Source organism: Streptomyces sp. NPDC001450, from assembly GCF_053597295.1.
Genome location: NZ_JBSFHY010000022.1, coordinates 18734 through 43708, shown reverse-complemented (window position 1 = coordinate 43708; position 24975 = coordinate 18734). Strand labels below are relative to the sequence as shown.

Here is a 24975-nt window from a genome sequence, read left to right as displayed (position 1 = left end):
AATGGCGGAAGGGGGAGGACATAAGCCATCAGATTCTCATCAATGCAGCTCAGGGCGTATGCATTGCGAGTGAAGGATCAACCGGTGTGGCAGCCGAGCAGCTCGGCCGTCGTCCCCTTGGCCGTCGTACGGAGCGTGACGACCTTGTCGATGCGCGTGGCCGAACCCGTGAAGCGGAAGTCCGCCCGGCCCACCTCGGCACCGTCCGCCGACTGGGAGCGCAGGGTGCAGTAGCCGTCGGCCCCGGAGTCCTTGTGGACCTCCAGGTGCACCTTGACCGCGTCGTCCGAGGCCCGGAAGGTGATCACCTGGGCGCTGATCTCGTTCTGCGCGACGTAGTGGTAGGCGAAGTATCCGACCAGCGCTAGCAGGGCCGCGCCCAGCACCGAACCGGCGATCTTGAGCTTGCGGTCGGCACGCTCGTCCGAGGAACGGCCGTAGCGGCCCTCGGGCAGCCGCGCGCTCGCCGTGCTCATGATCGTCCTCTCCGCGGAATTATTCGCCCCCCGATTCGGTCACTATAGAAGCCGCCGAACGCACCCCAGGACGCGGGGGCGCCGACATACGAGGATCGAGTCTTGACTGACCAGCTGCGACTGATGGCCGTGCACGCGCACCCCGACGACGAGTCGAGCAAGGGCGCGGCGACCATGGCGAAGTACGTGTTCGAGGGGGTGGACGTGCTGGTGGTGACCTGCACCGGTGGAGAGCGCGGGTCCATCCTCAACCCCAAGCTGCAGGGCGACAAGTACATCGAGGAGCACATCCACGAGGTACGCAAGAAGGAGATGGACGAGGCCCGCGAGATCCTCGGGATCAAGCAGGAGTGGCTCGGCTTCGTCGACTCCGGCCTGCCCGAGGGCGACCCGCTGCCCCCGCTGCCCGAGGGCTGCTTCGCCTTGGAGGACGTCGACAAGGCGGCCGGTGAGCTCGTCCGGAAGATCCGCTCGTTCCGCCCGCAGGTGATCACCACCTACGACGAGAACGGCGGCTACCCGCATCCCGACCACATCATGACCCACAAGATCTCGATGGTGGCGTTCGAGGGCGCGTCGGACACCGAGAAGTACCCCGAGAGCGAGTACGGCTTGGCCTACCAGCCGCTCAAGCTCTACTACAACCAGGGCTTCAACCGCCCCCGCACCGAGGCCCTGCACCAGGCGATGCTCGACCGCGGCCTGGACTCGCCCTACGGGGAGTGGCTCAAGCGCTGGAAGGAGTTCGAGCGCACCGAGCGCACGCTGACCACGCACATCCCGTGCGCGGACTTCTTCGAGATCCGCGACAAGGCGCTGATCGCCCACGCCACGCAGATCGACCCCGACGGCGGCTGGTTCAAGGTGCCGCTGGAGCTGCAGAAGGCGGTCTGGCCCACGGAGGAGTACGAGCTGTCGAAGTCGCTCGTCGACACCTCCCTCCCCGAGGACGACCTCTTCGCGGGCATCCGCGACAATGCCTGACATGAGCGCAAGCCTGGCACTGACGCACCTCGTCCCCCTCGCCAAGGAGGTCGACGAGAACAAGGTCACCCCCGGCGTCCTCGGCTTCATCGTCTTCGCGGTGATGGCCCTGGCGGTGTGGGGGCTGATGAAGTCGATGAACAAGCACATGCAGAAGGTCGCCTTCACCGAGTCCCCGGCCGCCGGGGCCGACAAGACGGCCGACCCCACGGAACAGCGGGCCTGACCGCTCAGCGCCCGGCCGGAACCGCCACCCCCATCACCTCCCGGGCGTGGCGGTCCGGCGTCATGCGCAGCCGCCACGCCTGCCAGCCCGCCTCCAGGCTCACGCCCCGCTCCAGCAGCAGGGCGTAGGCCGGCACCCACTCGGCCAGCTTCTCGTCCCGCAGCGGATGCGTGGCGCGGGCCAGCTGGGCCAGTTCCTCCTGGGCGACGGCCGTACCCACGTCGACCCCGCCCGGCGCCGCGTACGGCAGCAGGGTGCAGCGCAGGAAGCGGGCCCAGTCCTCGCCGCGCCGGTCGCCGTAGGACGTGAACAGGGTCAGCGCCTCGTCGCACAGGGCCAGCGCCTGCGGGATCCGGGCGTTGCCCGCGTCCACCACCGCCAGCTCCAGGCAGGTCCAGGCCTCGCCGTGGGCGACGCCGATGCGCTGGAAGTCGGCGCGGGCGTCCACGAGCAGCTGGCGGGCGAAGCCCGAGTTGCGCAGCGAGCCGGTCTGCGCGGCCCGCTGGTCCCGGGTGGCCCGGGCGGAGTGGTGCCGGGCGCAGGCCAGGCCGTAGACGTCGCGCATCCGGGAGAACATCTGCCGGGAGCGTTCGAGATCGCGGACCGCGTGGTCCAGTTCGCCCGTCTCCTCCAGAGCCTGGCCGAGGTAGTACAGCGTCCAGGCCTCGCCGCGCGCGTCCTCGTTCTCCCGGTGCCTGGCCGCCGCTTGGCGCAGCCCCTCCACGGCGGGGGACGCGTCGCCGTCGACCAGCCGCGCCCGGGCCAGCTGGGTCAGCGCCCAGGCCTCCCCGCGCGCGTCGTGCGTACGGCCGTACCGCTCCAGGGCGGCCCGCAGCTCCGTCTCCGCGCGCGGCACGTCACCCATCCGCAGGGCCAGCTGGCCGAGCTGGAAGTGCGCCCAGGCCTCGCCGTGCAGGGAGCCGCCCTCGCGGTGCTGGACCAGGGAGCGGGTGAGCAGGTCCAGGGCCTCCGACAGCCGGGCGCGGTCGCGCTGGACCGCCGCCAGCGCGTGCATCGTCCAGGCCCGGTCCGTCGCCAGCTCCTCGGCCGCCTGCAGATCCAGGGCCTCCTGGAGCCTGGCGGCCGCCTCCGTGAGGTTGCCCTGGTGGTGCAGGGTGATCCCGAGGGAGCACAGGGCGCGGGCCGCGCCCGCGTCGTGGTGCGCCTCCCGGTAGAGGTCCACGACCGAGGCGAGCGTGGTGCGTGCCTTGTCCAGCTCGCCCAGCTGGCGGGCCGCGATACCCGTGCGCCACTGCACGGAACGCACCAGCAGGCCCTCGTCGACGGCTTGGGCCAGCTCGCTGATCTCGCCCAGCCGGTACAGATCCCCGCGCAGCAGGCAGTAGTCGCACAGGGCGCCGAGCAGGTTCTGCACGGCCGCCTGGTTCACGCCCTCCGCGTGCCGCAGGGCCGCCGTGATGAAGCTGGACTCGTCGTCCAGCCAGCGCAGCGCCTCGTCCAGCGAGGTGAAGCCGTGCGGGCCGAACCGGTCCGAGCGCGTCGACATGTTGCCGTCGACCAGCCGCAGCACCGAGTCGGCCAGCTCCGCGTAGTTCACGATCAGCCGCTCCTGCGCGGCCGTGCGCTCGGCCGGGTCCTCCTCGTCCAGCAGCCGGGCCTGCGCGAAGGCACGCACCAGGTCGTGCAGCCGGTAGCGGCTGCCGCGCACATGGTCGATCAGACCGGCCCGGGCGAGCGCGGCCAGATGCCGGGTCGCCTCCGGCTCGTCGGTGGCCAGCAGGGCGGCGGCCGCCGCCGCGCCCAGCGAGGCCCGGCCGGCCAGCGCCAGCCTCCTCAGCAGCCGGCGCGCGCTCTCCGACTGGTCGGTGTAGCGCAGCCACAGCACCCGCTCCACCGGCTCCACCGGGCCGTACGCGCCGAGGTCCGTGGCCAGCTGCCGGGGCGAGCGCGGGCCCAGCGCCGAGCCCGCGACGCGCAGCGCCAGCGGCAGGCCCCCGCACAACTGCCGGATCCGGTCGGTGGATTCGGCGTCGTACGGTCCCGACGCGTCCTGCGCGGCCGCGCCCAGCAGCTCCTCGGCGCCCGCCGCGTCCAGCGCCTCCACCGGCAGATGGTGCACCCAGGCCACCAGGTCCGCGGGCAGCTCCAGCGGGGTGCGGGCGGTGACCAGGACCAGGCTGTCGGAGTGCTCCGGCACCAGCGCCCGCACCTGCTCCGGGTCCGAGGCGTCGTCCAGCACGATCGTCACGGGCAGGCCGGTCAGATGCCGGTGGTACAGCTCGCCGAGCCGCTTGACCTGCTGGTCGGGGGAGGAGCGCTCGCGGAACAGCAGCTGCTCGCGGGGCGCGCCGAGCCGGTTGAGCAGGTGCAGCAGGGCGTCCCGGGTGGGCAGCGGCGGCTCCTCCCGGCTGCCGCCGCGCAGGTCCACGACGACCGCGCCACGGAAATGGTCCCTGAGGTCGTGCGCCGCACGGACCGCGAGCGTCGTACGGCCCGAGCCCGGCTCTCCGTGCAGCACGACCACCGTCGGCCGGGTCTCGGTGGCCGCCCGGGCCGACTGCGCCCACTGCCTGATCCGCGCCAGCTCCTGGCGGCGCCCCGCGAACGGGCCGTCCGGCTCGGGCAGTTGCCCGAACGACTGCTCCAGCACCGTACGCCTGCGGGCCGCCGCGCTCTTGTCCGCACCGCGCAGCGCCGGGCCGCTCGACTTCTTCGGTCCCGTGGAGGCGCTGAGCACCCGCTGCTGGTCCAGGAACGGGCGGATGCCGCGCACCTCCAGCGCGGTCAGCCACTGCAGCCGCAGCTGCTCCGGGCCGCCGGGCTGGCCGGCCGCGCCCGCGTGATGGTGGGCGGCGGGCAGATGGGAACCGGCCACCTTCACCACGGTCGCCGCGGCCCCCGCCACACCCACGGCGACACCCGCGCCGACGGCCGTACCGGTGCCGGTGCCGAGGGACAGGTCGGCGAGGGCGGCGGCCGCCGCGGCAACGCCCGCCACCAGTAAGGCGGTTCCGGCGCCCTCGCGTGCGTACCGCTGGCCGAAGGTGAGGCGGCCTGCCTCGGCCTCGTCGAGCGCGTGCGTGTAGGCCTCGTACTCCTCGGCGGCGGTCTGCGCCATCGCGTCCAGTGCGCCGCGCCCGCGCGACAGGAGCAGCTGCGCGTCGGACCTCCCGCCGGAGCGCCGTACCTCCTCCTCCACGGCCCGCCCCAGCAGCCGCTCGGCATCCGCCCGGTGGCTGTCCCGCATGTCCCGTCCCCCTCCGGTGGCAACTCCTTTGCCTACGAGTGTCCTTCGGGGATGGCGGGAACGCGAGGGGCGGAGATCAGGGGGTGGGTGAGGGTTTTGTGGGCGTAACTCCCTTGTGTGCGGCCGACTTCCGGTGTGCGGCCGACTTCTGGTGTGCGGCCGGTTTCTGCGGCTCCGACAACGCCATGGCCACGCACGCCCCTGCCAGCGCCGTCTCCACCACCGCACACCCGAGAGCCATCGCCAGGTCGCCGCCCGACCGGGACGTCGTCACGTCGAACCACGCGTCCAGCACTGCCGTCGCCGCCGTCGCCGCGGCCGTGAGGCGGGCCCGGGGGTCGGCGCGCAGGCCGAGTAAGGCCGTTGCGGCGCAGCCCGTCGCCATGAGGACGTCGAGGCCGATCCAGGCCAGCGACCAGTGCCGAACCTCCGTGCTGCTCGGCAGGGTCAGGGCGAGCACCACCACCCACGGCACGAGCAGGACGGCTCCCGTCCCGAGCAGGATCAGCGTCCACTTCTTCAGCGTTGTCTTCATCGCGGCCCCCGTTTCGTCCTCGTCTGCCCTCACCGTAGACCGCAGAGAATATTCTGCAAAGAAAATTCGGCAGACATCAGGGACGCCTCAGGGTTCTCAGGGTTACGGTGGCCGCATGACCGACGGCATGCCCGAGATGACCAGCCTTGAGCGCACGGCTCTCTACAAGTCCCTCGGCAACCCCCTGCGCCGCCGGATCCTCGACTACCTCGGCCGGCACGGCGAGGCGAACTCCACCGTCCTCGCCCGCGAACTCGGCGAAAGTTCCGGCACCACCAGCTACCACCTGCGCAAACTCGCCGAGCAGCGGCTCATCGAGGAGATCCCGGAGAAGTCCGGCGGGCGCGAGCGCTGGTGGCGGGCGCTGCCCTTCAGCCACACCACACCCGACCCCGCCACGATGTCCCCCGAGGAGTACGCGGCCGCGGCCCAGCTTGCGCATCTGAAGATCGAGTTCGACACCGCCCTGTACCGCCGCGCCCACCAGGAGTACCGCGGCCCCGAGGGCTGGGCCCAGGTCCAGCGCCACGGCACCTGGATGACCAGGGAGGAACTCCTCGCCTTCATGCGGGAGTATCACGCCCTGCTCGACCGGTACGGCCACCCCCGCGAGGAGGCTCCGGACGGGGCGCGCCCGGTGCTGGTGCGTTTCTACGCCGTCCCCGAGCCCGTGGACGAGCGAAGCGGCGAGCCGGTCTCCGACGGCGCCTCCGCCTGACCGGGGATCTGGCGCCCCCAGCCAGAGCGCCCCACTGCCCGGCTCGGGAGCCCCCGCCCACCGGTCTGGCGAAACTCGAGGTCACCGTCTGGGCCTGACGTCCGCGTGCGGGGTACTGCGGCAGGATGGGGTCATGCCCAACCGACTGGCCCATGAGACGTCCCCGTATCTGCTCCAGCACGCCGACAACCCCGTCGACTGGTGGCCCTGGTCGGCCGAGGCCTTCGACGAGGCGCGGGAGAGGGGTGTGCCCGTGCTGCTGAGCGTCGGCTATTCGAGCTGTCACTGGTGTCATGTCCTCGCGAGCGAAAGCTTCGAGGACGAGGTGACCGCGGCCTTCATGAACGACCACTTCGTCAACATCAAGGTCGACCGAGAAGAACGCCCCGACGTCGACGCCGTCTACATGGAGGCCGTCCAGGCGGCCACCGGCCAGGGCGGCTGGCCCATGACCGTGTTCCTCACCCCGGACGCCGAACCCTTCTACTTCGGCACCTACTTCCCGCCCGTGCCCCGGCACGGCATGCCCTCCTTCCGGCAGGTGCTGGAGGGTGTCCGGCAGGCGTGGGGCGACCGGCGCGACGAGGTCGGCGAGGTCGCCGGGAAGATCGTGCGCGATCTCGCCCAGCGGGAGATCAGCTACCAGACCGACCGGGTTCCCGGCGAGCCGGACCTCGCCCAGGCCCTCCTCGGGCTCACCCGCGAGTACGACCCGCAACGCGGCGGATTCGGCGGCGCGCCGAAGTTCCCGCCGTCCATGGTCCTGGAGTTCCTGCTGCGCCACCACGCCCGCACCGGCGCCGAGGGCGCCCTGCAGATGGCCCAGGACACCTGCGAGCGGATGGCCCGGGGCGGGATCTACGACCAGCTCGGCGGCGGGTTCGCCCGCTACTCCGTCGACCGCGACTGGGTCGTGCCGCACTTCGAGAAGATGCTGTACGACAACGCTCTGCTGTGCCGCGTGTACGCGCATCTGTGGCGGGCCACCGCCCGCGGCGGAGCCGCTGATGGACACAGCGACCTGGCCCGGCGCGTCGCGCTGGAGACCGCCGACTTCATGGTGCGCGAACTGCGCACCGGCGAGGGCGGGTTCGCCTCGGCGCTCGACGCCGACAGCGACGACGGCAGCGGGCGGCACGTCGAGGGCGCGTACTACGTGTGGACCCCCGAGCAGCTGCGGGACACCCTCGGGGACGAGGACGCCGACCTGGCCGCCCAGTACTTCGGGGTGACCGAGGAAGGCACCTTCGAGCACGGGCAGTCGGTCCTCCAACTCCCGCGGACCGATCGTGTCTTCGAAGCCAAGAAGATCGCGTCGATCAAGGAGCGCCTCCTGGAGAAGCGCGCGCAGCGGCCCGCACCCGGACGCGACGACAAGGTCGTCGCCGCCTGGAACGGGCTGGCGATCGCCGCCCTCGCCGAGACCGGCGCCTACTTCGGGCGGCCCGACCTCGTCGAGGCCGCCGTCTTCGCCGCCGACCTTCTCGTGCGCGTGCATCTCGACGACCACGCGCGGCTCGCCCGTACCAGCAAGGACGGACGGGTGGGCCCGAACGCCGGCGTGCTCGAGGACTACGCGGACGTCGCCGAGGGCTTCCTCGCGCTCGCGTCCGTGACCGGCGAGGGGGTCTGGCTGGACTTCGCCGGACTGCTCCTCGACCATGTGCTGGCCCGCTTCACCGACCCTGACAGCGGCGCCCTCTACGACACCGCCTCCGACGCCGAGCGGCTCATCCGCCGGCCCCAGGACCCCACCGACAACGCCACCCCGTCCGGCTGGACCGCGGCGGCCGGCGCTCTGCTGAGCTATGCGGCCCACACCGACTCGGAGCCCCACCGGGCGGCGGCGGAACGGGCGTTGGGCGTGGTGAAGGCGCTCGGGCCGCGCGTGCCGCGGTTCATCGGGTGGGGACTGGCCACCGCCGAAGGGCTGCTCGACGGGCCCCGGGAGGTCGCGGTCGTCGGGCCGTCCCTCACCGACGAGCGGACGAGCACCCTGCACCGTACGGCACTGCTCGGCACCGCGCCGGGCGCCGTCGTCGCCGTCGGGACTCCGGACAGTGACGAGTTCCCGCTGCTCACCGACCGTCCGCTCGTGGGCGGTGAACCGGCGGCGTACGTCTGCCGTAACTTCACCTGTGACGTCCCGACGACGGATCCGGAGCGGCTGGGGGCAGCGCTGAACACTCGCTGACCGGCCAGAATGCGCGGGGGAGCGGGCCATGCGAACTGTCCAAATGTGAGCAGGTGTTCGGAAAGATCCCGCTACCCGTAGCACCGTTCCGAAACACGTTATTTATCGGAACAGCTCCCGCGCTTCACAGATCCCCCCTAGTCTCTCCACAGCGGCGCGACGGGTGTGACTGACCGTTGCGCGCACAGGGGGTATCGGGGATCTGGGGGGATCTTTTTGCTGACGTCTGTCTTCATTGCTGCTGTCTCGCTGGCTCTGTTCTGGATGGCGGCCTTCACTCTGTGGTGGCAGATGCACGCGTGGCGCACGCCCGAGGTGCTCGCCTCCACCCGGTTCAGCAGACCGGACGGGGACGAGCACCTGTCCTTCTCGCTGCTCCTGCCGGCCCGGCACGAGCAGGCCGTGCTCGACCACACCATCCAGCGGCTGCTGGAGTCCACGCACACCGACTTCGAGATCATCGTGATCGTCGGGCACGACGACCCGGAGACCACCGAGGTGGCCCGGGCGGCGGCCGAGCGCGACGAGCGTGTCCGCGTCGTCGTCGACACCCACGAGAAGAAGAACAAGCCCAAGGCCATGAACACGGCGCTGCCGCACTGCCGCGGCGACGTCGTCGGGGTCTTCGACGCCGAGGACCAGGTCCACCCGGAGCTGCTCGCCCACGTCGACCACGCGTTCCGGACCACGGAGGCGGACGTCGTCCAGGGCGGCGTCCAGCTCATCAACTTCCACTCCAGCTGGTACAGCCTGCGCAACTGCCTGGAGTACTTCTTCTGGTTCCGCTCCCGGCTGCACCTGCACGCGCAGAAGGGGTTCATCCCGCTCGGCGGCAACACCGTCTTCGTGCGGACCGACGTCCTCAGGGAAGCGGACGGCTGGGACCCCAACTGCCTCGCCGAGGACTGCGACCTGGGGGTTCGCCTGTCCAGCGTCGGCAAGAAGGTCGTCGTCGCCTACGACTCCGACATGGTCACCCGTGAGGAGACCCCCGGCTCGCTGATGTCGCTGCTGAAGCAGCGCACCCGCTGGAACCAGGGCTTCCTGCAGGTCTACCGGAAGAGGGACTGGAAGCAACTGCCCGCCCTCAGGCAGCGGTTGCTCGCCCGGTACACACTCATGACCCCGTTCCTGCAGGCATTCTCCGGTGTGATCATCCCGGTGAATGCGGCCGTCGCGCTCTTTCTCGACGTGCCCGTAGGGGTCGCCTTCCTCACCTTCCTGCCACTGGTCACCGCCGCCGTCACCTTCGTCTTCGAGGTGGTCGGACTGCACGACTTCGGCAAGCAGTACGGGCTCAGGGTCCGCTTCGTCCACTACGTGAAGCTCATCGTGGGCGGCCCCTTCTACCAGGTCCTCCTCGCCGGAGCCGCGATCCGCGCCGTGTGGCGCGAGCAGCGCGGCCGGAACGACTGGGAGTTGACCACTCACGTCGGCGCGCACCTCACCGCGGCCGAGCCGATCCGAGAGGACGTTCCCGCGTGACCTCCACTCTTCCCGCGGTGACCACTCCGACGGTCCCCGCGCAACGCAAACCTGCGCCTGACAGGCGTTCGACCGGCCGAACAAGCCCCCCGGAGCGGCTCCGCTCCTCCCGCTCCGACCTGCTGCTGTGCGGTCTCCTGCTCGTGGCGATCCTCGTCGTCCAGGGCTGGAACATCGCCGACTACCCGACCCTCAGCGACGACGAGGGCACCTACCTCGCCCAGGCCTGGGCCGTCCAGCACGGCAAGGGCCTGGCCCACTACACCTACTGGTACGACCACCCGCCGCTCGGCTGGCTCCAGATAGCCCTGCTCACCTGGATACCCTCGGCGATCAGCCCCGGCTCGATGACCGTCGGCTCCATGCGGATCACCATGCTGGTGATCAGCGGCATCAGCGCGGTGCTGGTGTACGTCCTCGGCCGCAGGCTCTCCCTGCCCCGCTGGGCCGCCGGGCTCGGCATGGCCCTCTTCGGGCTCTCCCCGCTGGCCGTCGTGCTCCAGCGGGAGATCTTCCTCGACAACATCGCCGTGATGTGGCTGCTGCTGGCGTTCTGCCTGGCCGCCTCGCCCAGTCGGCACCTGTGGCACCACTTCGGCGCGGGCCTCGCGGCCGCCGCGGGCGTGCTCACCAAGGAGACGATGCTCGTCGTCCTGCCCGCCCTGTTCGTCACCATGTGGCGGCACAGCCACCGCGACACCCGCAAGTTCGCCCTCACCGGAGCCGTCACCGCCTGCGCCCTGATCGGCTTCTCCTACCCGCTCTTCGCCCTGCTGAAGGGGGAGCTGCTCCCGGGCAGCGGGCACGTCTCGCTCTGGGACGGCATCAAGTACCAGATGTCCAGGCCCGGTTCGGGCTTCATCCTGGACACCTCCTCCGGCTCCTACGGCGTCCTGCACTCCTGGCTGTACTACGACCGGGTGCTGCCCCTCGGCGGCCTCGCCGGAGCCCTGCTGCTGATCGTCACCTGGCGCTGGTCGGTCACCGCCCGCGCCCTCGCCGGACCCGCCCTGACCGTGGCGATCCTGGCCGCTGTGGCCATGCGGCCCAACGGCTATCTGCCCGCCATGTACATCATCGGCGCGCTGCCCTTCCTCGCCCTGGTACTGGCCGGCGGCGCCGCCTCCGTCACCCACGCGGTCGTGCGTCGCTGGCGCGCCGACGGGGAGAACCGGTACGTCACGGGCGGCCGGTACGCGCTGGCCGCCGTCCTGGCCGTCGCCGCCGGCGCCTTCGTCGTACCGCACTGGTACGACGGCGACCGCACCGCCCTCACCGCCGACGCCAACAGGCCCTACCGGCAGGCCTCGAAGTGGCTCGGCAGCAAGGTGGGCGACCCGGAGCACACCCGGGTGCTGGTCGACGACGCGCTGTGGCTGGACCTGGTCCAGCACGGCTACCAGCCGGGGCTCGGCGCCATCTGGTTCTACAAGGCCGACCTCGACCCGGCCGTGACCAAGACCATGCCGCACGGCTGGAAGGACCTCGACTACGTGGTCGCCTCGCCGACGGTCCGGCGCGACGCCCGCGACCTGCCCAACGTACGGGCCGCCATCCGGCACTCCACCCCGGTCGCCACCTTCGGTACCGGACCCGACCGCATCGAGATCCGGCAGATCCAGACGGCAGCCGCGGGAGGCGAGCGATGAGCAGCCACGAGTACACCGTTCCCGGCGAGCTGGGCGATCCGGCCGTACAGGCGGCCGAGGTCGCCGAGCCCGGGGCCGTCACCATCGTCGTACCGACCTTCAACGAGTCCGCGAACATCCGGCAGTTGCTGCACCAGATCACCGAGTCGGTGCCCGCGCGGTTGCCCTGCGAGGTCGTCTTCGTGGACGACTCCACCGACGACACCCCCGAGGTGATCCGCGCGGCCGCGCAGGACTGCCCGTTTCCGGTGGCCGTGCTGCACCGCGAGGAGCCGGTCGGCGGGCTCGGCGGGGCGGTGGTCGAGGGACTGAAGGCGGCGTCCTCGGACTGGATCGTCGTGATGGACGGCGACTGCCAGCATCCGCCGTCCCTCATACCGGAGCTGGTGGCGACCGGCGAGCGGACGAACGCCGGGCTCGTCGTCGCCTCCCGGTACATCAAGGGCGGCAGCCGGGCCGGGCTCGCCGGCAGCTACCGGGTCGCCGTCTCGCGCGGCGCGACCTGGCTGACCAAGGTGCTCTTCCCGCGCCGGCTGCACGGCATCAGCGACCCGATGAGCGGCTTCTTCGCCATCCGGCGCAGCGCGGTCACCGCCGACGTGCTCAAGCCGCTCGGCTACAAGATCCTCCTGGAGCTGGCCGTACGCAGCCGTCCCCGGCAGGTCGCCGAGGTGCCGTTCGTCTTCCAGGACCGGTTCGCGGGCGAGTCCAAGTCGACCGCGCAGGAGGGCTTCCGCTTCCTGCGCCACCTGGTCGGGCTGCGCACCGCCTCGCCGGTCGCCCGCATGGTGGGCTTCGGGCTGATCGGGGCGAGCGGCTTCGTGCCGAACCTCGTCGGGCTGTGGGCGCTGACCGTGCTCGGCCTGCACTACGTCCCCGCCGAGATCCTCGCCAACCAGCTCGGCGTCGCCTGGAACTTCCTGCTCATCGAGCAGTTGCTGTTCCGCGACCGGCGGGCGCACCGCCGCTGGTGGGACCGGCTCGGCCGGTTCGCGCTGCTCGCCAACGCGGACCTGGTGCTGCGTATCCCGCTGATCGCGCTGCTCGTCGACCGGTTCGGGATGGGCGCGCTGCCCGCCACCGCGCTCGCGCTGGTGACGACGTTCGTCCTGCGCTTCGTCGGGACCGAAGCGCTGGTCTACCTCCCGCGCCGTGGGGCGGGCGTAGGGGCGCGTCGGCGTCGAGAGACCGAACGCGCGGAGGCTCGAAGGGCTGAGCACGATCGGGCTCTCGACGGCGACTGGAGCGCCCCGGAGTCCGCCCGATGAAGGGCAGCCGTACAACCGCAAGGAGAGCCGTGTGAACAAGCACCGCAGACGGACCGCGCTGGTCGGGGTGGGGGCCCTGACCGCCGGTCTGCTCCTCGCCTCGCCGCAGAGCGCCGAGGCGGCGAACCTGGTCAAGAACCCGGGCTTCGAGACCGCCGGCACGGACGGCATGCCGTACTGCTGGGAGAGGTCCGGCTGGGGGGACAACGACTTCAGCTTCCAGACGACCTCCGACGCCCACTCCGGCACCAAGGCCATGAAGGTCACGCTGACCCGCCGGGTGGACGGCGACCGCAAGGCGCTGATCACCGAGTCCACGGACTGCGCGCCGGTGGTGTCGGCGGGCAAGCAGTACGACCTGGGGCTCTGGTACAAGACCACCACCCCGGACGCCGGCATCACCCTGTTCCGGCACGACACGACAGCCGGCTGGCAGTACTGGACCGACCTCAAGACCCTGGACATGACGTCGGGTTGGACGCAGGCCACGGTCCGCACACCCGGGATCCCGGACGGCACCGACCGCATCACCTGGGGTGTGTCGGTGTACGGCACCGGCTCGGCGACCACCGACGACTACACCATGGAGCAGGTCCCGGACACGCTCCCGCCCCCGTCGTGCACGGCCACGAAGCAGATCTGCGCCAACGGAAGCTGGTCCGTGCTGCCGACGCAGAACCCGGTCCGTTCCATGCACTCCGTCGTCCTCAACAACGGCAAGGTGCTGCTGATCGCCGGCTCCGGCAACAGCGAGGAGAACTTCGACGCGGGTACGTTCACCTCGGCGGTGTACGACCCGGCCAACGGCACCTACAAGGTGATCCCGACGCCGAAGGACATGTTCTGCGCGGGCCATGTGCAGCTCCAGGACGGGCGGGTGCTCGTCATGAGCGGCAACAAGGCCTACCCGGTCCCGGGCGGGCACGGCTACGAGGGGTTCAAGGACTCGTACATCTTCGACCCGAAGACCGAGACCTACAGCAAGACCAACGACCTCAACGACGGCCACTGGTACCCGTCGGCGACCGAGCTGGGCAACGGTGACGTCGTCTCCTTCGGCGGTCTGCGCGAGGACTCCAGCGGATCGGTGACCGCCGAGCGCTGGTCGGACAAGGACCAGCAGTGGCTGCCGCTGTCCCAGGTCAACCAGACCTGGTCGTACTGGGGTCTGTACCCGTCGATGGTCCTCATGCAGGACGGCCGCCTCTTCTACACGGGCAGCCATGTCTTCGGCAACAACATCCCCGGCACCGGCTCGGCGATCTACGACTACGACGCCAACACGGTCACCCAGATCCCTGGGCTGCAGAACAAGGACGAGCGGGACCAGTCGGCGAGCGTGCTGCTGCCTCCGGCGCAGGACCAGAAGGTCCTCACCATCGGCGGCGGCAACATCGACTCCAACCCCGAAGCCAACCGCCTCACCGACCTGATCGACCTCAAGCAGGCGAACCCGTCGTACGTCGCCGGCCCGCCGCTCCCGCAGGGCACGGTCGACCTCGGCAACGGAAAGGTCGCCGAGACCGGCAACCAGGGCAAGATGTACGTCTCCGCCGTCCTGCTGCCCGACGGCAAGGTGCTGGAGACGGGCGGCGCCCTGCACAACCGGGCCAACCCCGTGTACGAGTCCTCGATCTACGACCCGGCCACCAACCGCTTCGAGGCCGTCGCCGCCGACCCCGAGTCCCGCGGCTACCACTCCTCGGCGTTCCTTCTGCCCGACGGCCGGGTGATGGCCACCGGCGACAACCCGGGCAACGGCACCTGGAACCACAACGTGTCGATCTACACCCCGCCCTACCTCTACAAGGGCACCCGGCCGACGATCACCTCGGTGATCAACCAGGAGTGGAAGTACGGCGACACCCAGCGGATCACGGTCGACCGGCCCATCGCCAAGGCCGAGCTGATCCGCCCGGCCGCGGTCACCCACTCCTCCGACCCGAACCAGCGCTTCGTCGACCTGCCGCTGTCCGTCGACGGCAACAACGTCGACCTGAACGTGACGAGCAACCCCAACCTGGCCCCGCCCGGCTGGTACATGCTCTTCGCGGTGGACGCCAATGGGGTGCCGTCGGTGGCCAAGTGGGTGCACCTGCAGGGACCGGCCGCTCTCAGCGCCTCCGCCGCCTCCCCGCACGTCCACTCCTTCGCCGACGCCCTGTCGGGCAAGGTCTCCGGGCCCGGCAAGAAGCGGACGTCGCAGCAGGTCAGCCCGACGATCTCCGGCTGCGACCGGCACTACGGCTCGGTCAACGTGTGCGTCCCTACGGTCTTCCCGGCCCAGGTGAAGAAGACGACCGCGGCCCGCTGCACCTGGCTGAAGCAGAACCACTACGGCCGGCTGAAGGTCAACGGCGGGGACGATCCGCTGGGACTGGATCCGAACCGCAACGGCGTCGCCTGCGACCGGACGGACCTCAGGCGCCGCTGAGGATCATCGCCCCCAGGGTGAGCTGAGCTCCCCACTGCACCAGCACGGCCCCGAGCCTGAGGTGGGTCCACCGGGCCCGGGGCCATGCCAGTGCACCCACACCGGCGGCGAGCGCCAGCCAGAAGGCTCCGTAGAGGGCCGGGCCGGGAATCGTCGAGCACTGCTCGCCGTACATCAGGCAGCGGCTGCCGCGCTCCCCGGAGAGCACGACGATCCAGGCCAGGCCGACGATCGGCAGCAGCGAGGCCAGGCCGGTGACGGCCAGCCCGGTGATGAGACCGTCCTTCTGCCGTGCGGTGAGCGCGACCTGTTGCGGTGTCGTGGTGTCCATGGACACCATCCCATCGCGCCGCCCGGCCCCCGGGGATCGGCGTGCGTACTCAGCCGTGCTGGGTACGCATGCTCAACGCCCGCTCCACGACCGCCTCCAGCTGGTCGTGGTGGGCGCCCTTCCAGTAGGCGCGGCCGCATGCCGAGCACTGCGCGAAGACGTCGTACGACCGTTGCGTGCCGCCCTTGAGCTGGTGGGCCACCTCTTCCTTGGTGGCCTCCTTCAGCAGGCCGTTGCAGGCCGTGCAGCGGGTCCAGGGGCGGAGGTCGGGGTCGAAGCGGTCGAGGACGTCCCGCAGCTGGTCCTCGGGGCGGGTGCTGTAGACGTACGCGCCGGCCCACAGCTCGCGGCGGCGCAGCAGGCCCCGGTCGCGGCTGAGCATGACCCGCTTCTCGGCCGCCGAGCGGGCGGCCAGTGCCGGGTCGCCGATGTCGGTCGACTCGTACGCCGTGTCCACGCCGAGCAGGCGCAGCCGGCGGGCGAGGGTGCCGAGGTGGACGTCGAGGAGGAAGCGGAGCGGGGCGCCGGGGACCTGCTGGGGGCGCTCGACGGAGCGGACCTCCACCCGGTCCCCCGCAGCGGGGACGTACGACGTCGGTACCTCGCGGCCGTTGACCCACAGGGCCCCGACCTCGGTCAGCGGGACGCCGGCCGACTCGACGACGTGGCCGAGGGTGGAGGCGCCGTCGGTGGTGAGGGGGGTGGAGCCGCGGCGCCGGGCGCTCGGGACGAACAGGGCCAGGCCGGGGGCGAACTCGACGTGGATCTCGGGACCGTTCACCCGGTCAGGATGTCACGCAAGCGATCGCCGGGCTCAGCGGTTTTCGGTGGGGAGACCGTGCTCCAGGACGTCCAGCGCCCGCTCCACGCGGTCGCGGAGGTCGCCCTCGAAGTCGTTCTCCGCCCAGTACATGTAGACCTCCATCAGACCGCCGATGAGGGACATCGCGTAGACGCGCACCTCGAGGCCGTCCGGATCCAGGCCGGACCGCTCGGCGAGGGCCCCGCGGAGCAGGCGCCCGGTCTCCGACATGCTCTCGAACATGCGGGCGCGGACGGCGGGGACCTGGACCCCGAGGTGCGCCCGCATCCGGAGCACCTCCGGGTCCTCGTTCACGCTCGCGTTCAGGGCCCTGTGCATCACGTGCCGCAGCGAGTCCGTCAACGACTCGTCGGCGGGCCGGGCGCGCAACTCCTCGGCCAGCAGCGGGTCGTACTCGTCCGTGAGGACGATGTCCTCCTTGGTCGGGAAGTAGCGGAAGACGGTCGACGGCGACACCTCGGCCCGTTCGGCGATCTGCTCGATCGTCGTGGCGTCGTACCCCTGCTCCTTGATCAGCCCGTACGTGGCGGCGCGGATCGCCTCGCGGGTCTTGATCTTCTTGCGTTCCCGCAGGCCCAGCGGGGGGCGGTCGGCGGGGGAGAGGGGAGAGCGTGCGGCCGTCATGGGGTTCATTGTCGGGCATCCTCCGCCGGGGCAACCAGGTCGGGCCCGGCGCTCTCCGCGTGCCGCTCGGGCGTCGCCCTGGGCAGGAAGGCCGCCGCCAGCAGCGCGGCGACCAGGGCGGCGATGCCGCACACCAGCAGAACCACGCCCATGCCGTGGACGTACGCGCCGTCCGCGGAGGCGCCGAGACGGGGCGCTCCGGTCCTCTCGGCGATCAGGTGGGCGGCGACCACGGAGTCACCGGCGGCGTCGGCGGCCTGCGCGGGCAGGCCCGCGACGTCGAGCCGGTCGCGGAAGATGCCGGCGAGCAGGCTGCCCAGCAGGGCGATGCCGATCGCGGCGCCGACCTGACGCAGCGTCATCAGCAGCCCCGAGCCGCTGCCGGCCCGGTCGCGGGGCAGGGTGCCGAGCGCGCCGTCCATCGCCGGCACGACCGAGAAACCGAACCCGACGCCGGCGATCGAGAGCCACAGCGCGGTGAAGCCGTAGCCGGAGTCGACCGTCGTACGGCTGCCGAGCAGCGCGGCGAAGGCCAGCACCACCAGGCCGGCACTCACCACGGCGCGCGGGCCGAACCGCGTGACGACCGGCTGTGCACCCCTCGCGGCGACCAGCAGGCCGCCCATCATCGGCAGCAGGCGCAGGCCGGTGCCGAAGGCGTCATGGCCGAGGACGGCCTGGAGGTACGGGGGCAGCACGAACAGCAGGCCCGACAGGACGAACATCACCAGGGTCGCGGCGAGCGTGTTGAACAGGAAGCCGCGATGGGCCAGCAGCGTCATGTCGAGCATGGGGCGTGCGGCCCGCCGCTCGCGCAGCACCAGCGCGGTGAGCAGCACCACGGCCGCGCCCGACATCGCCGGCACCAGCGGGTCGCCCCAGCCCCGGTCGGGCGCCTCGATGATCGCGTAGACGAGGGTGCCGAGCCCGGTCGCGGTGAGCGCTGTGGACAGGGTGTCGACCTTGGGGGAGGCGGGGTCGCTGGTCTCGGGGAGCAGGAGGACGCAGGCGGTGATGCCGATCGCGGCCATCGGGATGTTGACCAGGAAGACCGAGCCCCACCAGAAGTGGTTCAGCAGCCAGCCCCCGATGATCGGGCCGAGCGGCAGGCCGAGCGCGGAGGCGGCCGAGATGATCCCGATGGCCTTGGTGCGCTCGTCGGGGCCGAAGAGCGAGGGCAGCACGGAGAGCGCGAGCGGGGTGACGAGCGCGGCGCCGATGCCCATGGCCGCGCGGGCCGCGATGACCCAGTGCACGTCGCCGGCCAGTGCGCCCACCAGCGAGCCGGCGAGGAAGACGCCGAGTCCGGCGATCAGCATCCGGCGTCGCCCGAAGCGGTCGCCGAGTAGTCCGGCGGGGAGCATGAGCGCGGCGAAGACGACGACGTACGCGTCCGCCGTCCACTGCTGCTCGCCGGTGGTGGCACCGAGTTCGGCGGCCATCGTCGGCAGCGCCACGTTGAGGATCGTCATGTCGAAGCCGAGCGTGAGCATGCTCGCGACCAGGGCCCCCAGGGCCCACCAACGCCGAGGATGGTGCGTGACAGTAGCCATGGAATGACAGTAGCTGTCAAAATGAAGTGACTGTCAATAGGTTGATGGCGTCAGCATGGCGGATCTGCTGCGGGCAGGCGAAAGAAGGCCACACGAAAAATGGCCACGGCTCGCCAGCCGTGGCCATGGGGTGGGAAGGGTTTACGCGTGCTGGTACGCCACCAGTGAGATGCCGACGTAGTGGACGACGAACGCGGCGAGGGTGAAGGAGTGGAAGACCTCGTGGAAGCCGAACCAGCGCGGTGAGGGGTTCGGGCGCTTGATGCCGTAGATCACGCCTCCGGCGCTGTAGAGCAGACCGCCGACGATCACCAGGACCAGGACGGCGATACCGCCGGTGCGCATGAAGTCCGGCAGGAAGAAGACGGCGGCCCAGCCCATCGCGAGGTAGCAGGGGGTGTACAGCCAGCGAGGCGCGCCGACCCAGAAGACGCGGAAGACGATGCCCGCGGCGGCCGCGGCCCAGATGCCCCACAGCAGCCACTGGCCCTTGGCTCCGGGCAGGAGCAGCATGGTCAGCGGGGTGTAGGTGCCCGCGATGATCAGGAAGATGTTGGCGTGGTCGAGGCGGCGCAGGACGCCGTCCATCCGGGGGCTCCAGTTGCCCCGGTGGTAGAGCGCGCTGACGCCGAAGAGCAGGCATGCCGTCAGGACGTAGATCCCGCAGGCGATGCGGCCTCTGGTGGAGTCGGCGAGGGCGGTGAGCACCAGCCCCGCGATGAGTACGGCCGGGAACATTCCGAGGTGCAGCCAGCCGCGGAGCCTGGGCTTGACCGGATGCGACAGGGAGAGCGCGGTGGGACCGCGGCCGGCGGCCGGCGAGTCCGTGGGCGCGTCGGGGACGGGCGCAGTCATGCGGGGCATGGTACCTACGGCTCCGTAAGTCGCGTGTCAGTGAGCCCTTGTGAGTGGTCGTAACGCAAAAAGTCCTCCTGTTGAACTTCATGTGCACGCAAAGAATCACGGAAACCGTGGGATTCCTCACGTCGCTCACCTGTGATGCCCTCTGGACAGATGCGCACTAGAATCGGATGATCAAATGAGTGCGGTCGGCACCGGATGAGCAGCTACGAAGCGTCCGGGTCGCAGCCCCCACGGGGCGACAAGACAAAAAATCCCTCAATTAGGAGCAATCGTGGCGCGCGACATCGCGGCTCCCACCGTCATCCCCACCAACCACCAGGAACTGATCTCGTGGGTCAACGAGATCGTCGAACTGACCCAGCCGGACAACGTGGTCTGGTGTGACGGATCCGAGGCCGAGTACGAGCGACTGTGCGAGGAGCTCGTCGGCAAGGGGACCTTCAAGAAGCTCGACCCGATCAAGCGCCCGCACTCCTACTACGCCGCCTCCGACCCGACCGACGTCGCGCGCGTCGAGGACCGGACCTTCATCTGCTCGGAGAAGGAGGAGGACGCCGGCCCGACCAACCACTGGAAGGCCCCCGCCGAGATGCGGGAGATCTTCGCCGGTGAGAAGGGCCTGTTCCGCGGCTCGATGAAGGGCCGGACGATGTACGTCGTCCCGTTCTGCATGGGCCCGCTCGGCTCCCCGCTGTCCGCGATCGGCGTGGAGATCACCGACTCCGCCTACGTCGCCGTCTCCATGCGCACGATGACGCGCATGGGCCAGGCCGTCCTGGACGAGCTGGGCGACAGCGGCTTCTTCGTCAAGGCCGTCCACTCGCTCGGAGCCCCGCTGGAGCCCGGCCAGGCGGACGTCCCGTGGCCCTGCAACCAGACCAAGTACATCTCCCACTTCCCGGAGAGCCGCGAGATCTGGTCGTACGGCTCCGGCTACGGCGGCAACGCGCTGCTCGGCAAGAAGTGCTACGCCCTGCGCATCGCCTCCGTCATGGCCCGCGACGAGGGCTGGCTGGCCGAGCACATGCTGATCCTCAAGCTCACCCCGCCGCAGGGCGAGTCCAAGTACGTCGCCGCCGCCTTCCCGAGCGCCTGCGGCAAGACCAACCTCGCCATGCTGGAGCCCACGATCTCCGGCTGGACCGTGGAGACCATCGGCGACGACATCGCCTGGATGCGGTTCGGCGAGGACGGCCAGCTGTACGCGATCAACCCCGAGGCCGGCTTCTTCGGCGTCGCGCCCGGCACCGGTGAGCACACCAACGCCAACGCGATGAAGACGCTGTGGGGCAACGCGGTCTTCACCAACGTCGCGCTCACCGACGACGGCGACGTGTGGTGGGAGGGCATGACGGAGGAGACTCCGGCCCACCTGACGGACTGGAAGGGCCGGGACTGGACGCCGGAGTCCCCGGAGCCCGCCGCGCACCCCAACTCCCGCTTCACGGTCTCCGCCGCCCAGTGCCCGATCATCGCGCCGGAGTGGGAGGACCCGAAGGGTGTGCCGATCTCGGCGATCCTCTTCGGCGGCCGCCGCGCCACCGCGGTGCCGCTGGTGACGGAGTCCTTCGACTGGAACCACGGCGTCTTCCTCGGCGCCAACGTGGCCTCCGAGAAGACCGCCGCGGCCGAGGGCAAGGTCGGCGAGCTGCGCCGCGACCCCTTCGCGATGCTGCCGTTCTGCGGCTACAACATGGGCGACTACATGGCCCACTGGGTCGACGTGGCCAAGGACAAGGACCAGTCCAAGCTGCCGAAGATCTACTACGTCAACTGGTTCCGGAAGAACGACGAGGGCAAGTTCGTCTGGCCGGGCTTCGGTGAGAACAGCCGCGTCCTGAAGTGGATCGTGGAGCGCCTGGACGGCAAGGCCGAGGGCGTCGAGACCCCGATCGGCATCCTGCCGACCCGGGACGCGCTGGACACCAACGGTCTGGAACTGGCCGAGTCCGACCTGGACTTCCTGCTCACGGTCGACAAGGAGATCTGGCGCGAGGAGGCGGCCCTCGTCCCCGAGCACCTCAACACCTTCGGCGACCACACGCCGAAGGAGCTGTGGGACCAGTACCGCGCGCTGGTCGAGCGCCTGGGCTGAGACCCGCGGACAAGACTCCACGGCCGGTTGGGATGCCCTGACCAGCGATCGTCACGGCCGGCCGTGGTGACGGCAGCACGAAGAGGCCCGGGGCCCGCACCGTACAACGGCGTACGGGGCGGGCCCCGTCGACGTACGGCCCGGCGCAGACGCAGGTCGGTACGCGCCACGCGTCGCGCAAAAGGTGTATCTGTGGGCAATTCGCCTATGGTGATCCCGTGCGCGGAATTCTGCTGGCCGGGGGTACCGGCTCAAGGCTGTGGCCGTTGACCCGTTCGGTGTCGAAACAACTGCTGCCGGTTTTCGACAAGCCGATGATCTACTACCCGCTTTCCACACTGCTGATGGCCGGCGTCCGGGAGATTCTGATCATCACCACCCCGGAAGACCAGGACCAGTTCCGCCGGTTGCTCGGCGACGGCACTCAACTGGGCCTGCGGCTGGAGTACGTGGCACAGGAGCACCCGAAGGGCATCGCTCACGCGCTCGTCCTGGGGGCCGACTTCATCGGCGGCGAGCCGGTCGCGCTGATTCTGGGTGACAACATCTTCCACGGCACCGGCCTCGGTACACGGCTGGCCCGTTACGACGATCTGAAGGGCGGCAGGGTGTTCGCCTACCAGGTCGCCAACCCCTCGGCCTACGGCGTCGTGGAGTTCGACGAGCGGGGCCGGGTGCTGTCCATCGAGGAGAAACCGGTCCGGCCGAAGTCGCGATACGCCGTGCCCGGACTGTACTTCTACGACAACCGGGTCGTGGAGATCGCGCACGGCCTTCGGCCGAGCGCCAGGGGCGAGTTGGAGATCACCGACCTCAACCGCGTCTATCTGGAGGCCGGAGAACTGAACGTCACCCGGCTCGACCGGGGCACGGCCTGGCTGGACACCGGGACCTTCATCTCCATGGTTCAGGCGTCGGAATTCGTCCGGGTGATCGAGGAGCGCCAGGGCTTCAAGGTCGGCTGTATCGAGGAGGCTGCCTGGCGGGCCGGCCTGATCGACGACGGCCGGCTCCGGGAGCTGGCCCGGCCGCTGCTCAAGAGCGGGTACGGCCATTACCTGCTGGGGCTTTTGGAGGAATACCCGTGCCTCGTCGCGCCCCGACGGAGTGGCGGGGGCACCGGATCGCGTGACGAGGAACTGCTGGGCACCGGTCCGGGAGTTCTTGCGTGACGGCATCCTTCTCCTGACTAAAGTCTCGCGGCTGATGTCCCGAAGACACGGACGTCAAGTTCGGCAAGAACAGCTGCGTGAGGGAAGGAAGTGGTCACGTGCGACCACTGGGCATTGAAGGAGCCTGGGTGGAAACCCCCACTGTCTTCGCGGACAACAGGGGCCGGTTCCACGAGTGGTTCAAGGCCGAGAGATTCCTCGATTCCCTCGGCCAGGGGCTCCGCCTCGCGCAGGCCAACTGCTCCCGCTCCGTTCGCGGTACTCTCCGCGGTATCCACTACGCGTCGGTTCCGCCGGGACAGGCCAAGTATGTGACGTGCGTCAGCGGCGCCGTCCTCGACGTGGTGGTCGACATCCGCACCGGTTCCCCGACTTTCGGGAAATGGGAGGCGGTTCGGCTGGACGACACCACACACCGTTGCGTCTATCTGTCGGAAGGGCTGGGTCACGCCTTCATCGCACTGGAGGACAACTCCACGGTCATCTACCTGTGTTCGGAGGGGTACGCGCCGCAGAGGGAGTTCGGGATCAATCCGCTCGACCCTTCGCTGGCCATCGCCTGGCCTGAGGATCTCGTGCCGTGCCTTTCCGGCAAGGACGCGGCGGCGCCCACGCTGGAGGAAGCCGAACGGGCGGGCCTGCTGCCCTCCTTCGAGGCCTGCAGCGCGTATCGCGGAAGTCTCGCAGTCGCCGAGTTCCATTGAGCCGGAATTCTTGCCGCCCGGTGCACTATTTCGGCTCACTGCAGCCACCCGGGTGATTTTGGACTATGCCAGGGGCTGATGCCTAATCATTCCGTGGCCGGATGTGAACAATAGCTGTGCCAGTGACCGCGGCCGTGTGAGCGTATTCAGCGCGTGCACTTCCGGTGCGGTCACTTCACCCAAGTTCCGCGAGGAAGGTTCTCAGTGAGCCGTAGGACAATGCGAAGTTCACGCGTGAAATCCGCGACCATGGTCTCGGTGGGCGCGCTCGCCGTCGTGCTCAACATCGCACCGAGCGCGGTGGCCGTCGCCGACGCGATCCACCGGTCTGGCGCGGCCAGCGGTGTGGGGCTGCCCGGCCCGAACGGCGCCGTGAGTGCCGACCGCGACCAGGGCATGAGCAGCAGCACCAAGGCCGGCCGCGACCGTGGCCCGCAGGGGCCGCGCGGCGAGAGGGGCCCCCGGGGCCCGCAGGGGCACGACGGCGAAACCGGCCCTCAGGGTCCGCAGGGCTTCCAGGGTGTCCCGGGTGTTCAGGGGCCGAAGGGCGACAAGGGCGATAAGGGAGACAAGGGAGACAAGGGCGACACCGGTCCGCAGGGTGCTTCCGGGGGTGTCCAGGGAACGCCCGGCGTCCAGGGTCCGCGGGGCTTCCAGGGCTTCCAGGGCTTCCAGGGCGGCCCGGGCGCGCAGGGTACTCAGGGGGTCACCGGTGCCGCGGGTGCCACTGGTCCTACCGGCCCGCAGGGTGACACGGGTGCCACGGGTGCCACGGGTGCCACTGGTCCTACCGGCCCGCAGGGCGCCACGGGTTCGACCGGTCTGACCGGTCTCACGGGTCCGCAGGGTGTTCAGGGCGATGTCGGTGTCCAGGGTGTTCAGGGCGATGTCGGTGCTCAGGGCTTCCAGGGTGATGTTGGTGCTCAGGGTGTCCAGGGTGACGTCGGTGCTCAGGGTGCTCAGGGCTTCCAGGGTGATGTTGGTGCTCAGGGTGTCCAGGGCGATGTCGGTGCTCAGGGCTTCCAGGGCTTCCAGGGCTTCCAGGGTGATGTTGGTGCTCAGGGTGTCCAGGGTGACGTCGGTGCTCAGGGCTTCCAGGGCTTCCAGGGCTTCCAGGGTGATGTTGGTGCTCAGGGTGTCCAGGGTGACGTCGGTGTCCAGGGTCCGCAGGGCTTCCAGGGCAACACCGGGGCCACGGGTGCCTCGGGTGCCACCGGTCCTACGGGTCCGCAGGGCGCCACGGGTTCGAGCGGCCTGACCGGTGCCACGGGTCCGCAGGGTTCTCAGGGTGCCACCGGCAGCACGGGTGCCACCGGTCCCACGGGTTCGCAGGGCGCCACGGGTCCGCAGGGCACCCAGGGCACCCAGGGTGTCCAGGGCGCCCAGGGTTCTCTGGGTACCACCACCGTCGTGACGGACCCCGCCGGTCCGCAGGCGCAGTCGACTGCCACGTGCCCCGCGGGCCAGGTTGCCGTCGGCGGCGGATACCAAGGCGCTGCCACCACCAGCACCGCGTACCAGAGCCAGCCGGTCGGCGGCAGCCCTGCCACCGGGTGGCAGGCCGCCACCACTGACCCGGCAGGACTGACGGCCTACGTGATCTGCGGTCCGTGACCGCCCGTGGGGCGGGCT

General features: G+C 70.4%; 20 protein-coding genes. 11 read left to right on the top strand and 9 right to left on the bottom strand.

Annotation, left to right across the window (positions count from 1 at the left end; genetic code table 11):
- Positions 1-77: 77 nt before the first annotated feature.
- Positions 78-476, bottom strand: coding sequence for a DUF4307 domain-containing protein (locus ACWC5O_RS24080; protein WP_450583862.1), 399 nt, complete (start codon positions 474-476; stop codon positions 78-80).
- A 123-nt stretch (positions 477-599) separates the two neighbouring features.
- Here ACWC5O_RS24080 and mca point away from each other — a divergent pair, with 123 nt between their 5' ends.
- Both mca and ACWC5O_RS24070 read left to right on the top strand, forming a co-directional pair.
- Positions 600-1460: a mycothiol conjugate amidase Mca gene (mca, locus tag ACWC5O_RS24075; protein ID WP_450584161.1), complete on the top strand. Its 861-nt coding sequence runs from the start codon at positions 600-602 to the stop codon at positions 1458-1460.
- The gene (locus ACWC5O_RS24070) at positions 1453-1686 is read left to right on the top strand and encodes a hypothetical protein (RefSeq protein ID WP_450583860.1); all 234 of its coding nucleotides are present in this window, start codon (positions 1453-1455) and stop codon (positions 1684-1686) included. Before mca ends, ACWC5O_RS24070 begins: the two co-directional genes overlap by 8 nt.
- A gap of 4 nt (positions 1687-1690) precedes the next feature.
- On the opposite strand, the gene ACWC5O_RS24065 is transcribed toward ACWC5O_RS24070, so the two are convergent.
- Both ACWC5O_RS24065 and ACWC5O_RS24060 read right to left on the bottom strand, forming a co-directional pair.
- Positions 1691-4894, bottom strand: coding sequence for a tetratricopeptide repeat protein (locus tag ACWC5O_RS24065; RefSeq protein WP_450583859.1), 3204 nt, complete (start codon positions 4892-4894; stop codon positions 1691-1693).
- A 76-nt stretch (positions 4895-4970) separates the two neighbouring features.
- Entirely contained in the window at positions 4971-5429 is a 459-nt protein-coding gene (locus ACWC5O_RS24060; RefSeq protein ID WP_450583857.1) for a hypothetical protein, read from the bottom strand.
- 115 nt (positions 5430-5544) lie between these two features.
- On the opposite strand from ACWC5O_RS24060, the gene ACWC5O_RS24055 reads away from it, so the two are divergent.
- The 6 genes from ACWC5O_RS24055 to ACWC5O_RS24030 all read left to right on the top strand — a co-directional run bounded on the left by ACWC5O_RS24055 (position 5545) and on the right by ACWC5O_RS24030 (position 15177).
- Positions 5545-6147, top strand: a complete 603-nt coding sequence (locus tag ACWC5O_RS24055; protein WP_450583855.1) for an ArsR/SmtB family transcription factor — start codon at positions 5545-5547, stop codon at positions 6145-6147.
- A gap of 133 nt (positions 6148-6280) precedes the next feature.
- Positions 6281-8341 carry a thioredoxin domain-containing protein gene (locus ACWC5O_RS24050; protein ID WP_450583854.1) on the top strand — a complete coding sequence of 687 codons (2061 nt, stop codon included), beginning with the start codon at positions 6281-6283 and terminating at the stop codon, positions 8339-8341.
- A 216-nt stretch (positions 8342-8557) separates the two neighbouring features.
- Positions 8558-9826: a glycosyltransferase gene (locus ACWC5O_RS24045; RefSeq protein ID WP_450583852.1), complete on the top strand. Its 1269-nt coding sequence runs from the start codon at positions 8558-8560 to the stop codon at positions 9824-9826.
- Entirely contained in the window at positions 9823-11475 is a 1653-nt protein-coding gene (locus tag ACWC5O_RS24040; RefSeq protein WP_450583850.1) for an ArnT family glycosyltransferase, read from the top strand. The genes ACWC5O_RS24045 and ACWC5O_RS24040 overlap by 4 nt, the downstream gene beginning before the upstream one ends.
- Positions 11472-12743 (top strand): glycosyltransferase, encoded by a 1272-nt coding sequence (locus ACWC5O_RS24035; protein ID WP_450583848.1) that lies wholly within the window; start codon positions 11472-11474, stop codon positions 12741-12743. Before ACWC5O_RS24040 ends, ACWC5O_RS24035 begins: the two co-directional genes overlap by 4 nt.
- 31 nt (positions 12744-12774) lie before the next feature.
- Positions 12775-15177: a galactose oxidase-like domain-containing protein gene (locus ACWC5O_RS24030; protein ID WP_450583847.1), complete on the top strand. Its 2403-nt coding sequence runs from the start codon at positions 12775-12777 to the stop codon at positions 15175-15177.
- Here ACWC5O_RS24030 and ACWC5O_RS24025 read toward each other — a convergent pair.
- From ACWC5O_RS24025 to trhA, 5 genes are all read right to left on the bottom strand, one after another.
- Positions 15164-15508 carry a hypothetical protein gene (locus tag ACWC5O_RS24025; RefSeq protein WP_450583845.1) on the bottom strand — a complete coding sequence of 115 codons (345 nt, stop codon included), beginning with the start codon at positions 15506-15508 and terminating at the stop codon, positions 15164-15166. The genes ACWC5O_RS24030 and ACWC5O_RS24025 overlap by 14 nt on opposite strands.
- Before the next feature lie 49 nt (positions 15509-15557).
- Positions 15558-16289: a Mut7-C RNAse domain-containing protein gene (locus ACWC5O_RS24020; RefSeq protein ID WP_450583843.1), complete on the bottom strand. Its 732-nt coding sequence runs from the start codon at positions 16287-16289 to the stop codon at positions 15558-15560.
- A gap of 33 nt (positions 16290-16322) precedes the next feature.
- On the bottom strand, positions 16323-16955 hold the full coding sequence (locus tag ACWC5O_RS24015; RefSeq protein WP_450583841.1) for a TetR/AcrR family transcriptional regulator: 633 nt from the start codon (positions 16953-16955) through the stop codon (positions 16323-16325).
- 5 nt (positions 16956-16960) lie between these two features.
- Positions 16961-18508: an MFS transporter gene (locus ACWC5O_RS24010; RefSeq protein WP_450583840.1), complete on the bottom strand. Its 1548-nt coding sequence runs from the start codon at positions 18506-18508 to the stop codon at positions 16961-16963.
- 141 nt (positions 18509-18649) lie between these two features.
- The gene (gene trhA, locus ACWC5O_RS24005) at positions 18650-19363 is read right to left on the bottom strand and encodes a PAQR family membrane homeostasis protein TrhA (protein ID WP_450583838.1); all 714 of its coding nucleotides are present in this window, start codon (positions 19361-19363) and stop codon (positions 18650-18652) included.
- A 280-nt stretch (positions 19364-19643) separates the two neighbouring features.
- Between trhA and ACWC5O_RS24000 the strand changes: the two genes are divergently transcribed.
- The 3 genes from ACWC5O_RS24000 to ACWC5O_RS23990 all read left to right on the top strand — a co-directional run bounded on the left by ACWC5O_RS24000 (position 19644) and on the right by ACWC5O_RS23990 (position 23343).
- Entirely contained in the window at positions 19644-21467 is a 1824-nt protein-coding gene (locus ACWC5O_RS24000; RefSeq protein ID WP_450583836.1) for a phosphoenolpyruvate carboxykinase (GTP), read from the top strand.
- Positions 21468-21685: 218 nt separating this feature from the next.
- The gene (gene rfbA / locus ACWC5O_RS23995) at positions 21686-22639 is read left to right on the top strand and encodes a glucose-1-phosphate thymidylyltransferase RfbA (protein WP_450583835.1); all 954 of its coding nucleotides are present in this window, start codon (positions 21686-21688) and stop codon (positions 22637-22639) included.
- A gap of 98 nt (positions 22640-22737) precedes the next feature.
- Positions 22738-23343 (top strand): dTDP-4-dehydrorhamnose 3,5-epimerase family protein, encoded by a 606-nt coding sequence (locus tag ACWC5O_RS23990; RefSeq protein WP_450583834.1) that lies wholly within the window; start codon positions 22738-22740, stop codon positions 23341-23343.
- Between the two features lie 228 nt (positions 23344-23571).
- On the opposite strand, the gene ACWC5O_RS23985 is transcribed toward ACWC5O_RS23990, so the two are convergent.
- Positions 23572-24834 (bottom strand): hypothetical protein, encoded by a 1263-nt coding sequence (locus ACWC5O_RS23985; protein ID WP_450781064.1) that lies wholly within the window; start codon positions 24832-24834, stop codon positions 23572-23574.
- Positions 24835-24975: the final 141 nt, after the last annotated feature.

Bases quoted from the DNA above. Each gene is read 5' to 3' on its own strand.
- ACWC5O_RS24035 (WP_450583848.1), top strand. From the start codon at position 11,472: ATGAGCAGCCACGAGTACACCGTTCCCGGCGAGCTGGGCGATCCGGCC.
- ACWC5O_RS24080 (WP_450583862.1), bottom strand. From the start codon at position 476: ATGAGCACGGCGAGCGCGCGGCTGCCCGAGGGCCGCTACGGCCGTTCC.
- ACWC5O_RS24015 (WP_450583841.1), bottom strand. From the start codon at position 16,955: ATGACGGCCGCACGCTCTCCCCTCTCCCCCGCCGACCGCCCCCCGCTG.
- ACWC5O_RS24025 (WP_450583845.1), bottom strand. From the start codon at position 15,508: ATGGACACCACGACACCGCAACAGGTCGCGCTCACCGCACGGCAGAAG.
- trhA (WP_450583838.1), bottom strand. From the start codon at position 19,363: ATGACTGCGCCCGTCCCCGACGCGCCCACGGACTCGCCGGCCGCCGGC.
- ACWC5O_RS24060 (WP_450583857.1), bottom strand. From the start codon at position 5,429: ATGAAGACAACGCTGAAGAAGTGGACGCTGATCCTGCTCGGGACGGGA.
- ACWC5O_RS24055 (WP_450583855.1), top strand. From the start codon at position 5,545: ATGACCGACGGCATGCCCGAGATGACCAGCCTTGAGCGCACGGCTCTC.
- ACWC5O_RS24010 (WP_450583840.1), bottom strand. From the start codon at position 18,508: ATGGCTACTGTCACGCACCATCCTCGGCGTTGGTGGGCCCTGGGGGCC.
- mca (WP_450584161.1), top strand. From the start codon at position 600: ATGGCCGTGCACGCGCACCCCGACGACGAGTCGAGCAAGGGCGCGGCG.
- ACWC5O_RS24065 (WP_450583859.1), bottom strand. From the start codon at position 4,894: ATGCGGGACAGCCACCGGGCGGATGCCGAGCGGCTGCTGGGGCGGGCC.
- ACWC5O_RS24070 (WP_450583860.1), top strand. From the start codon at position 1,453: ATGCCTGACATGAGCGCAAGCCTGGCACTGACGCACCTCGTCCCCCTC.
- ACWC5O_RS24050 (WP_450583854.1), top strand. From the start codon at position 6,281: ATGCCCAACCGACTGGCCCATGAGACGTCCCCGTATCTGCTCCAGCAC.